The 11,019-nt window shown below is 57.7% G+C and carries 9 protein-coding genes; 1 reads left to right on the top strand and 8 read right to left on the bottom strand.

Going from position 1 to position 11,019, the window contains the following annotated elements; genetic code table 11:
- Positions 1-37: 37 nt before the first annotated feature.
- The 7 genes from NA78x_RS07310 to NA78x_RS07280 form a co-directional block, all read right to left on the bottom strand.
- A complete protein-coding gene (locus tag NA78x_RS07310) occupies positions 38-775 on the bottom strand; it encodes an RluA family pseudouridine synthase (protein WP_425617773.1) in 738 nt (245 codons plus the stop codon).
- A 3-nt stretch (positions 776-778) separates the two neighbouring features.
- Positions 779-1,930 (bottom strand): LecA/PA-IL family lectin, encoded by a 1,152-nt coding sequence (locus NA78x_RS07305; RefSeq protein ID WP_425617772.1) that lies wholly within the window; start codon positions 1,928-1,930, stop codon positions 779-781.
- Positions 1,931-2,049: 119 nt separating this feature from the next.
- Positions 2,050-3,600: a hypothetical protein gene (locus NA78x_RS07300; protein WP_425617771.1), complete on the bottom strand. Its 1,551-nt coding sequence runs from the start codon at positions 3,598-3,600 to the stop codon at positions 2,050-2,052.
- Positions 3,601-5,196: 1,596 nt separating this feature from the next.
- Entirely contained in the window at positions 5,197-5,385 is a 189-nt protein-coding gene (locus NA78x_RS07295) for a hypothetical protein (protein ID WP_425617770.1), read from the bottom strand.
- On the bottom strand, positions 5,382-5,855 hold the full coding sequence (locus tag NA78x_RS07290; RefSeq protein ID WP_425617769.1) for a type II toxin-antitoxin system VapC family toxin: 474 nt from the start codon (positions 5,853-5,855) through the stop codon (positions 5,382-5,384). The genes NA78x_RS07295 and NA78x_RS07290 overlap by 4 nt, the downstream gene beginning before the upstream one ends.
- A 188-nt stretch (positions 5,856-6,043) precedes the next feature.
- The gene (locus tag NA78x_RS07285) at positions 6,044-7,606 is read right to left on the bottom strand and encodes a sigma-70 family RNA polymerase sigma factor (protein ID WP_425619439.1); all 1,563 of its coding nucleotides are present in this window, start codon (positions 7,604-7,606) and stop codon (positions 6,044-6,046) included.
- A 1,266-nt stretch (positions 7,607-8,872) separates the two neighbouring features.
- On the bottom strand, positions 8,873-9,313 hold the full coding sequence (locus NA78x_RS07280; protein WP_425617768.1) for a RidA family protein: 441 nt from the start codon (positions 9,311-9,313) through the stop codon (positions 8,873-8,875).
- A 197-nt stretch (positions 9,314-9,510) separates the two neighbouring features.
- Between NA78x_RS07280 and NA78x_RS07275 the strand changes: the two genes are divergently transcribed.
- Positions 9,511-10,329 carry a glycosyltransferase family 2 protein gene (locus NA78x_RS07275; RefSeq protein ID WP_425617767.1) on the top strand — a complete coding sequence of 273 codons (819 nt, stop codon included), beginning with the start codon at positions 9,511-9,513 and terminating at the stop codon, positions 10,327-10,329.
- A 135-nt stretch (positions 10,330-10,464) separates the two neighbouring features.
- Here NA78x_RS07275 and NA78x_RS07270 read toward each other — a convergent pair whose 3' ends face one another.
- Entirely contained in the window at positions 10,465-10,905 is a 441-nt protein-coding gene (locus NA78x_RS07270; protein ID WP_425617766.1) for a TraR/DksA family transcriptional regulator, read from the bottom strand.
- Positions 10,906-11,019 lie beyond the last annotated feature (114 nt).

The raw sequence follows: 11,019 nt of genomic DNA, 5'->3' as shown, positions 1-11,019 counted from the left end.
AGAGGATCATGCACCACGATCGAGCGTGGCGACTACACTACGACACGCCGTATTCGTTCCACAGCGGCGGCAGCGGAGCCTCGATGGCAATCGGCTCGCGCGTCATGGGATGTTTCAGGCGGATGCTGCGGGCATGCAGCGAAATGAGTCGTTCCCGCTCATCGTTGCTCCACGGTCCGAAGGTCGCGGGACTGCCGTAGAGCGTATCACCGAGTAGCGGCAAGCCGCGCGACGAGGTCTGCACGCGAATCTGATGCGTCCGGCCCGTTTCGAGTTCAATCTCCAGCAGCGTGCCGTGAGGCAGCGATTGAATGGTCCGATAGTGCAGAATCGCCAGCTTGCCTGCGGGGTCATCTTTTTCGACGACCACCGAGCGGAGCTCGCCCTCGATCTTCTTCAAACAGTCCGTCCAGGTTCCTTGCTCTTCCGCGGGCTTACCGCCGACGAGTGCCCAGTAGGTCTTTTGAACGGTTCGTCCTTCGAACTGTTCCGAGATCTTCCGAGCCGCTCGCACATGCCGCGCGAAGACGATTGCCCCCGAGACAGGCCGATCGAGGCGATGCGGCACGCCGAGATAAATCTCGCCGGTCTTCCCTTCGCGCTGCTTGATGAACCGCTTCACGCGCAGCTCGAGGCTATCGATACCCAGCGGCGCTTGCGTCAGCAGGCCTGCTGGCTTGTTGACAATTAAGCAGGGCCCTTCGTCGTACAGAATCGAAAAGCCCCGGTCGCTATCGGCTGCCTTGGTGGCGTCGCTGGTTGGGTCGGTCGACATGCGTTACTTCGGATCGATCTTCAGCTTCACGCGATACTCGCCGGGAAACTGGTAGCCGTCGCCCGAGTAATCTCCTTGCATGCCAATGGCCAGTTGCAACACGCCGGACGACTTCGCGACCACGGTGTACTGCTTGCCGACCTTGAACATCGTTCCCTTTTCGCCGATGCGGCCCACGAGCGCTCCGCCCGCGATCTGATTCGGCACGTACCAGCCATAATTGGGCGCGCCGTCCGGTCCGCTGCTGGCGTTGCTGCCCCAGGGAGTCATCGTGATGCTCCCTTCGGCCTTGATCGTGATGCGGTCGCCGGCCTGCACCCGAACACCGGTGCTCTTGAACGACCGCTGAGCCAGGTTCTCGCCTTGCACCGTCACGCTCTTACGAAACGATTCCTTGGTGCCAGCTTCTCGTTCGGCCCGACGAACATCGGCCAGCTTCACATTCAGCTCGCCGTACTTGCTCGCGACTTTGAACTCGGCGGGAGTCACTTTTCCCACGACGGTGAAGTCGGTGGTCACCACGGTGTCTTGCCGAATCCAGGGTTGCTCGGCCACGGCATCTTCATCGTCACTTTGCTCTTCGTTGGCTTCTTCCAGTTCCTTCAAAATCTCGCCGACGTGCCGCTTTAGTTCGACGTTCTCATCGGCAGCGAACTTCTCCAACTCCTTCTGCACCTTCATGCCCATAGCGGACAGATCTTTGTGTGCCTGCTCGCGTGTCTTGTAATCGTCGCTGCCGAGCTTTTTGATCTGGTCGACAATCTTGGCCGACAGTTCCGGAAAGCTATCGAGCCCCGGCGAGAAACTGCGAATCTTGTCGACAGGCACCACCAGTTTGCCGAACTGCGTTTCGACGGTGATCTCGGCAATCGACAGGTCACCCGTTAGCACGCTGCCATCGAACAAATGCAGCTTCAAGTAGCGAGGGCCGTAGTTCACGACGGCCGCGCGCGGCACATCGACCGTGGGCTCTTCCTTGGCCTTCTCTTTTTTCTCTTCGGCCTTTTCGGGAATCACGCCGGGAATAGCCGCCTTGATCCGTTCCAGAATCGCTGCCCCTTCCACGCGCGGGGCTTCTTCTTCCTGGGCAGAGAGGATGCCTCCAGAACCGCAGAGAACCCAACCGGCCAGAGCGACCGCCAACGACTTGTTCATGGTGTACCTTCTTCGCAGAGATGAGATGTCCCTATTGTGGCTGACCATCCCCTAAATTTCCACTCAGGTGATGACGAGCCAACCGGGACCAGCGTTTCGGGGGTGCGGCCTGGATTTGCTCAGGTCACACCCAGCAGCTCACAGGCCTGTTGATAACCGGGTGCCGGAAAACCGTACTCACTGGCGGTAACTCGCGCCAGGGCAATCATTTGCCGCCAGCGATAAGCGGGCCGCGTGGTGGCAAACTCTTCACTGACCGTGCGGTAATATTTTTCCGCGTGCAGGGCCCCGTCTTCGCTGGTTGCGTAACGCAGCAGTAACTCGCTGAGGGGAGTCACGGCGTGCTTTTGGTCGCCATACGTTTGCACCAGGGCACAAGCGCGGGCCTGGTCCTTGCCGCGAATCGCCTCGTCGGTTGCGGCCAACAGAGCCTCCGCAGACTTCTCGCGAATTGAGTCAAGTTGCTCCGCGTAGGGATAAGGCGTCTTGGAGCCCATCTGGCCCGCAGTATGGAAGGCACCGACGATGAGCGCCGCAGCGGCATTGCGCGGACCGCTTGCCGCTGCAATGTTTCGCCAGGCATTGGCCGAGTCCGAAGCATGTACCCCGACCGAGTCGCCGTGTACTCCGCCCGGCGGTTTCCCCTTGCTGGCGTTCTGAGCCGTGCGACCCGGATCGTGCAGCACCAACTGATTCGCAGCCAGCGAGATCGCCTCGCCGACGACAGCCGGACTGATTCCTTCGCCCAGCGCGCTCGCCGCCGCTTCGGCTGCCTGGGCGCGTGTGCCGGCAAAGATCACCTGGCTCAACTGCTCGACCGCTGCATCATCGAGCGGCTTTGTGCCCAGCGGTTGATCGAGCAGTTGGTGCTCGTCCAGCAACTTCGGCAGCAGCGTACGAATATCGGAGCGCGGCCGATTGCGGGTCTTCAAATACTCTTCCGACTGCACGCAATAGCGGACCGATTGCCGCAGCAGTGTGTGGGCGTGCTCCTGCCCGGTGAGATTCAGCATGGCCCACGAGCGCCAGGCCAGCACCACGCGATGCACGTCAACCTCTTCCATCACGGCCCACTGCAGATGTTGAAAGGCCTCGCCCGGTGTTCCCTGCGCGATCGCGGCGAACACCGACTCGGCGTCGGGATAGCTGACGCGATGAATGGCGTCGCGCAAGTCTTGTGTTGCTGCCTGAGGTGCGCTCGGCTTGGCTGCTGTTACGACTTGCAAAGTATCGCTGGCCGCATGTCCCGTTTCTTGAATGCGGCTGGCGTTCCGATAGATTACCTTCAGCACCGGCAATGCCCGCTTCTCCTTGGGAAGTTCGAGCGACATCTGATAAGCCGGTGCCAGGGCCATGAATGTGTGATAGCCCGTGTAGTCGTTGCCGCCGAAGGCCCGGGCGTTTGCGAACGCTGCCGCAGCGGTCAGCGTTTTCAGGTCGAGGCCCCCTTTGATCTTGGCGACCAATTGCGGCAGCAGCTTATCGGCTGGCGTCTCTTGCAGCAGGTCGACCAGCGGTTCCATGTCACCAAAGGTAACGCCCGACTTCGGCTCTTCCGCAGCCCAAGCAGGTGCCAGTTGTAATTCGCTGGCCAGCGAAGCCCCCAAGCTGGCTGCGAGCATGCCGCGGCCCACATCGGCTAAAAAGTCACGACGGTTCGCTCGAAACATGGCCCACCTCCCGGAGAGTAAGAGTCAGCCTGCCTGCGTGGTTTGTCTGTGGTGTCATTATAGAAGTCTCGCATCAGCGGCCACAAATGAATTCGACGGCCCGTCTACGTCATCGCTCAACTCCCTTGATAACCATTTCCGATAATCGTTTGGACGACTTCAGCATGCCGGTTAAGGGAAACGACTCTGACCATTCCCTCCACAGACTGCCCTGCTGAACAGGTCTCGCACTCGCTATTCAACGTCCCATTTTGATAACCAAATTCGCATTTTTTCGAAAGTTGTCGTTTGCGGTAAGCCCTTTCCTGCCTGCAGCTTGCGACCATAAGTCGAGTCATTTTGGCAATTTCGTGATAACCGTCTGATAACCACTTTTCGCGAACATGCTGAACAGTACCTGAACAGGGGGTTGGTAGCTTCTGGCGAGGTGCGACTGATAAATAGCGGCATATTGTTTCCCCTTGTCTGCAGTTCAATTCCGCCCGCCTGATAACCGTTCAGCAGTGCCATCGAATAACCATTTTCTCTCACACGAAGGTGATGACGACGCGATGACTGCCCTGTAGCGAGCATCCGTTCAAGAAACGGCCAAGCTGGGACTCGCCGGAATTGAATGGAATCAAAACCCCGCCAGCCTTACCTTGCAGCGCCATCTCACACGAAACGTCAGCCGTTTTTGAGTATCAAACGGGGCCTCCCTCGAACTGCCGAACTGGCTCGGCAGGCGTAACACGATCCACCAGACAGACCATGTCTAGATTAGCGCCCAGCAGTGATTGGTTGTCAATACTATATAGATAAATACTGCTGACTTATTAGCGATGTTCCTTGGGGACGCATTTGGCAGGGCCTGCTGGAACTTAGGCCATTCTGGGGTAACGCTGAGCAATCACCTGCGTCGAAAGCGATTTGCGTTCCTACCGGTCTGGTGAGGAACCTTACCGCATAAGACCAGAGGAAGACATGGGTGAGTACACCCATGCCACTCGACGTCTAAAGACAGATGCCAGCGCGAACGGCAGCGCGGCACGCATGGCATGCCATTCAGCCGCTCGGAATATTTACACCAACTGTACTTTAAGTTATTGACAAAATATCAATACTTTGTGCAAATGTCAAGTGCGGCTACGAATGGTTCTGCAGGTGGCGAGAGCGATCAGGCTCGTTGTTGAGGTGGCGGTGTGCACGCAGGATGGACATGCGTAACGGCAATAGTTTTTGTTAACATTTTCAATAAGTAAATAGCGAGTCGACACGATGTCGGATCTATCTAGGGCGCAGAAGTCTCCCTAGCGAAGAGCGAGACAGCGAGTGTCGCGGGGTGTTCGAGTGCCAAAATGGCAGTATTAAGTGGTTATCAAACGGTTATCGAGAAAACGAGAAATAACTGGTTATCACGCGACCGAAGTGGCAGTTGCAAAAGAGGTTACGGTGGATTCTGAAATGCGAAAAAACGCGCGAAAAAGTTATCAAAGTTTGGGTGGCCAGGGACTGTTCAGGGCAAGGTGGAAGCCAGGGCGCAAGGGAAGAGCCCGCCCCATTGCTGGCGCACGAAAAAACCCGACTGGGTTTAGCAGCCGGGTTTTGAGCTTTGGCCTAATTCGCAGTCTTGATACCTCGATTCACGGTCGGAGTGCGCTTGGGCAACCGAACGTACTCTTTGCCAGACTCCCTCTGTTGCCGCTGAAGGTCGTCGATGATGCGTTGCAGGTCGTTACCAAATGCCTCGGACAGCTGGTGACGAATGGAGCGGATCTCTTCGGTGGGAGATGGAGTCGGTTTCATGGTAGCCCCACAAGTTCCTCAGGAGTGCAAATGATCGGCGGTTCAAATCCAGCGTCGCGGCAGACGCTTTCAATGCGATTCCGCAGCGCCGCATTCGCAATGTGCTTGAAGTTCCAGGTCACCAGATATTGTATCCCGTGGACGGCCGCAATCGCGATATGAATGGCGTCTCGTGGTTCGGAAATTGGAACCGCGCCTTGTAACGTGAGCTTTTCGGCAAGATCGTGAACCTCTTCCGTGATATCAAGCAATGGCAAGAATTCAACTTCGTCCAACCGCTCCCGCGCGGCGATGGGATCACCGCCACCACACTCGTCAAGAACTAACTGTGAAATCAGTAGTCGATACTGCGCCGACGCAATTGGCCACCAGCGACGAGTGATGTCTTGGCGTGCCGCAATGGCTGGATCGCGATGGATCCTTCCCGCCAAGTTTCCGATGATTGTGGTTTCGACGTATGCGGTTTCCATAGTGCGACTAATTATTGCGAACAATTCAATCAGATGCCAAATGCTTCAGTACACGAAAAAACCCGGCTGAGGTTAGCAGCCGGGTACCGTGGTTTTAAATGGAAGGCAATCTCGCGGAGCAGCACCCTACCCCAACCCTCTCCTCGGCGTACCGAGGCGAGGGAGTTAAGAAGGAGCGGACTATGCGATTAGTCGAGGAAGCCGACCAGTTCTTGGCTGCGGCTGGGTTGCTGCAGTTTGCGGACGGCTTTGGCTTCGATCTGGCGGATACGTTCGCGGGTGACCTTGAAAATATGGCCGACTTCTTCCAGCGTGTAACTGTAGCCGTCGCCGAGGCCGTAACGGAGCTTGATGATCTCGCGTTCGCGATAGCTGAGGGTCTTCAGCACGCGATTGATCCGGTTGCGGAGCATCTCTTGCGAGGCGCCGGTGGCAGGGCTTTCGGCAGTGCCATCGGGGAGCAAGTCGCCGAAGTGGCTGTCTTCGCTGTTGCCCACGGGACGGTCGAGGCTGATCGGATAGCGGCTCATGGCGAGCACGCGACGAGCTTCATCGACGGTCGTCTTGGCGCGGCGAGCCGTTTCTTCGATCGTGGGTTCGCGACCCAGTTCTTGCAGCAGCTGACGCGAGACGTTGCGCACGCGGCTCATGGTTTCGACCATGTGAACCGGAATGCGGATGGTACGGCTTTGATCGGCAACGGCGCGGGTAATGGCCTGACGAATCCACCAGGTGGCGTACGTACAGAACTTGAAACCGCGGCGATACTCGAACTTGTCGACCGCACGCATCAAACCGGCGTTTCCTTCCTGGATCAGATCCAGGAACGAGAGACCACGGTTGCGGTACTTCTTGGCGATGCTGACCACGAGACGCAAGTTGCCTTCCGACAGTTCTCGCTTGGCTTGCTGATATTCGGTGTAGACCGACTTCAGCAGCTTGACGCGAGCGGCGAGGCTGGCCGGCGTTTCTTGAGCGGCAACCAGGATGTTCCGCAGTTCGCTCTGCCAGGCCTTGCGACCTTCGGCGGGGAGCTTGGCGGCGACATGGGCGTTGATCTTGCCACGGAGTTCGATGACGCGAGCGTTGAAGTCTTCCAGGGTGCGAATCATCTGTTCGATGCGTTGGGTACGGAGACCCAACTCTTCGACCAGGCGAACGCACTTGCGGCGACGACGCGAGAGGCGAACCCAGGCAATGCGACGCTTGGTCTTGGCAGCCGACTTGCTCATGGAAAGCAAGAAGTCTTTGCGATTGCGCTTGAGGAGGATCTCGAGCGAGCGGAGGTTGTGCGGCAAGCGGCCGAGGATCTGGTCTTTTTCCAGGCGATCGGTCACCGAGACCTGCACGGTGCGGTCGAAGGGGAGTTCACCTTCGTGAACTCGCTTGAGCACCTTGTAGGCTTGCTGAATCACATAGTCGCATTCCAGCAGCTTGGTGCGGAAGCGGCGGCGGGTGACTTCGATCTTCTTGGCGAGGTAAATTTCCTGGGCTCGGGTAAGGAGCGGAATTTCGCCCATTTGGGTCAGGTACATGCGAACCGGGTCGTCCGACCACGATTCGGAGTCCTCGCCCAGGCTCATCAGTTCTTCGTCGTCGAGCTTGACGGGCGCGTTTTCATCGGCAGCGCCATCGACAACGTCGAGATCCGCAGTGTCGTCATCGAGTTCCAACTCGGCCACTGCCTGGACGGCAAAGCCTTCGTCTTCCTCGGGCGTGCGGACGGCATCGTCATCAAATTCATCGAGCATAGAGTCGAACAAGGGGAGTGCTCCTACTGCGATTCGATCCAGAATTTCAAATGTTACTTGCGTGCTGGACAGCTGCCCTGCGGGAAAACCCTGGGGCCAACGCAACTAACTGGCATGGCTTGTGGACGGGCACCAACCAACAGGGGATTGCTGATCGGCGAACCAACGGGCCAGAACAAGTCGGGCCAAAACAAGTACGGTACCGGGAGGGACATGAAACGAACTTGGCGTGACAGGTTTGCTTCGAGTGGACAATCTTCGGGGACAAATCTTTCGAACGGGACAAACGAGCCTTCAGCGCCAATCGATGATCGAGTTGTGGTTGCGGGCTAGAGCGATCAAGCCGAAATGAATCAGCGATCACGAATGACATGTCCTCCCCGCAGAGAGCGACGCATGCATTTCTTCCCACCACAGCAAACAACTCTAACACCGATTTGTACTTAGGCTGCCTCACTGACTGAAATGGTAGGAAATTGCGCGTACGTCGACTTAACCGCCAGCCGTACGTATTACGCAGGCCCACCAGTTTATCAGGCACGAGGCAATGATGTCGTTTCAACACCGGTTCCCGTTTCAACACTGCCAATCGCCGCCCTAGCCGGTCGAAAATTTCAACATCTACGCCATTCGCGGGGGAAGGTCGCTGGACGAGGAACAAATCCTCGGCAACGGTCTCCGCCGCAACTGGTGGCTTCAATGCGCCGCAGAAGCTGGGGTGGGTTGGTTGTGTCTCTAACTGGTGGAGTGATGGAAATAAGCAAGTGTTTGTCTGGCGATTATTGCTGACCGCGAGCGACCAGCGAGCATCGACAAACTTGACTTGCCTCCGAGTGCCTTCTGTTCCCATCCTCAGCCACGCAGCCGGCACGATGAATCCACAAGTATTGGTGGGAAGGGATATCAATCGCGGCTTGAACGTGGCTTGCCTAATTCTAACTAGACACAATGCCAGGGCTAGTAGCGATCTTAATGAAAAGGACAGATTTCTGACGCGTGAAGTTCGCAGCAAGTTCCGTGCGACTTCCCGCCCACTTTGCTGGCGCGGATTGACAACCGCCGGGTCAGCAACTTCGCGTTTTTCAACTCGCTGAACGCAAAGAGAAGCCTTCTCCCACCAGCACGCTTTACGGTCTGTCGTGCTAGCGGTCATGGCGGCTTCTCACTCCGTTGTCTGCGACAGGTCATTCAATCATGGACGCCTATCGGTACGTCTGCGGTTCGCCTTTCGTTCGAGAAAAACCGCGTGCCAGACACAAACGCAACTTACGACTTGATCTCGAAGATCGCTTCGACTTCGACGGCCGCACCGGTGGGAAGTGCGGCAAAGCCGAGGGCGGAGCGGGCGTGAAAGCCGTCGGTGGTCTTGCCGAAAATCTCGTGGAAGAGGTCCGAGGCTCCGTTAATGACCAAGTGCTGGTCGGTGAAGCTGGGGGCGGAATAGACGCAGCCCAGAACCTTGAGGCAACGCAGGCCGTTGAGGGTGCCGTGTGCCTGATGCACCGAGCGGAGGATCTTCACCGCACACTCGCGGGCCGCTTTGTAGCCTTCGTCGACAGTTAGGCCGGTCCCCAGAATGCCCTTGGTGTCGCTGACGTGGCCAGACGTCATCAGCAGGCTGCCGGTCTTGATGCACAGGTTCAAATAGCCGGCGGGCTGTTCGGTAAAGGTAATGCCCAGGGCTTGTGCTTTTTCGGTAGGTGTCATCGAAGTGGCTTTCGAAAGGATGCTTGGGTTGGAAAGTAGCGAAGTGGCGGCGCGGTGCATTGTAAACGCGCATTGGGCGAGTTGTCACAGCGGACTGCTAGCACGGTAATTCGGCAGCGAATTGGCGTTGGCGGAAACGCCGCGTACGGGGATATTTTGGCGTGGTAACAAGCGTGACGGAAACCAAGGATGGCCGGATGACAATTCGATTGACAGCGCTATTGCCTTGCAAAAACGAAGAGCGAAACATCGCCGCCTGCATCGCAGGTGCCCAGCTCGTGGCCGACGAAGTGCTCGTCGCGGACAGTGGCTCGTCGGACCAGACGTTGCAAATCGTCGAGCAGCTAGGCAATTGCCGCGTCATTGAGCGGGAGTTCATTTCGTACTCCAGCTTCAAGAATTGGGCCATTCCGCAAGCGAAGCACGAGTGGGTGCTGATCATTGATGCCGACGAGCGGTTGACGCCCGAGTTGGCTGCAGAGATTCGCGAGCAGCTGGCGAGCGTGCCGGACGATGTCGATGGGTTTTGGATCTATCGCCAGAACTTCGTCATGGGGCATGCCGTGAACTATTGCGGCTGGCAGCGGGACAAGGTTTTCCGCCTGATTCGCCGGGATAAGTGCCGCTACCGCGATTGCCGCGTGCACGAAGAAATCGACGTGAAGCCCGAGCGAGCTCGCAAACTGAAGAACCGGCTGCAGCACTACACCTATTGGTCGTACGACCAGTTTCTCGCCAAGCAACTTCACTACACCAAGCTGGGAGCCCTCGATCGCTGGGAAAGGGGGCGGCGGGCGAGTTTCGCGCGCACCCTCTTCGCGCCCTTTCTGCGGTTCGTGCAGTTGTATCTGTTGCGCGGCGGCATCCGCGATGGCTGGCTGGGCTTACAGATCTGCTTCATTCAGGCGTTTCTGGTGACGTTTCTCAAAGAGGCCCGCCTGTGGGAAATGCAGTACGCGCTGAAGCAGCCAGCGGAAGAGACAGCGCCGAGCAAGAAGCAAAAGCGAGCGGCTTGAATGGTGTGGTCGCGTCGCTCTCAGGAATCCTCTCGACGGAGCGAGAGTACAACATTGAAGAGGCGCACGAAAAAGCCGGCGATGAGAGGACTCACCGCCGGCACCTTGGAGCTGTCGATGTTGGCGAGGGAACGACTACATTTCACTCATGTAGTTGACCTTCGGGCGAGCGTCTTCAGAGACCGGCATATCGTACCGGTCCCAGGCACTGCCACGGCTGCGGTTCGAGGCGCGTTCGGCTTTGCGAGCGCACTCGATGCAATCGGCCACGTAAGGGACTGCCCGGAGGCGTTCGACACCGATGGAACTGTCGCAGGTATCGCACTTGCCGTAAGTACCCGCTTCGACGCGTTCCAACGCGGAATCGATCTGTTTAAGCTCACGGCTCTCGAAGTCGGCGAGTTGCGAGCGAATCGCGGCATGTTCGCTATCGACGCTGTTGTCGATTTCGTCGCCCACGCCCGACTCCACGCTGTCGCGTAGTTCGTTCACTTCGCCCGCCAAGTAGCGGCGGAGTTCTTGTCGTCGCTTGGTCAGACGCTGCTGCATCAACTTCACAAATTCGCTGCGTTTCATGTTCCCATCTCCCTGGTGCAGGGATCTTCGTTGGTGCGCTTGGCTGTCAACGCTCGCCTTCGATTGCCTGGACCTATAAAGGTTGTTCCTGACATCCACCTCCGTGCATTTCAG

This window comes from Anatilimnocola aquadivae (assembly GCF_049819085.1).
In the GTDB taxonomy this organism is placed as follows: Bacteria; Planctomycetota; Planctomycetia; order Pirellulales; family Pirellulaceae; genus Anatilimnocola.
Note: the sequence above shows the minus strand (reverse complement) of the source record. Positions and strands in the feature narration are given on the sequence as shown.

Coding starts and splice junctions, on each gene's coding strand:
- NA78x_RS07310 (WP_425617773.1), bottom strand. CDS start 775: ATGTCGACCGACCCAACCAGCGACGCCACCAAGGCAGCCGATAGCGAC.
- NA78x_RS07290 (WP_425617769.1), bottom strand. CDS start 5,855: ATGGAAACCGCATACGTCGAAACCACAATCATCGGAAACTTGGCGGGA.
- NA78x_RS07270 (WP_425617766.1), bottom strand. CDS start 10,905: ATGAAACGCAGCGAATTTGTGAAGTTGATGCAGCAGCGTCTGACCAAG.
- NA78x_RS07295 (WP_425617770.1), bottom strand. CDS start 5,385: ATGAAACCGACTCCATCTCCCACCGAAGAGATCCGCTCCATTCGTCAC.
- NA78x_RS07305 (WP_425617772.1), bottom strand. CDS start 1,930: ATGAACAAGTCGTTGGCGGTCGCTCTGGCCGGTTGGGTTCTCTGCGGT.
- NA78x_RS07275 (WP_425617767.1), top strand. CDS start 9,511: ATGACAATTCGATTGACAGCGCTATTGCCTTGCAAAAACGAAGAGCGA.
- NA78x_RS07300 (WP_425617771.1), bottom strand. CDS start 3,600: ATGTTTCGAGCGAACCGTCGTGACTTTTTAGCCGATGTGGGCCGCGGC.
- NA78x_RS07280 (WP_425617768.1), bottom strand. CDS start 9,313: ATGACACCTACCGAAAAAGCACAAGCCCTGGGCATTACCTTTACCGAA.
- NA78x_RS07285 (WP_425619439.1), bottom strand. CDS start 7,606: ATGCTCGATGAATTTGATGACGATGCCGTCCGCACGCCCGAGGAAGAC.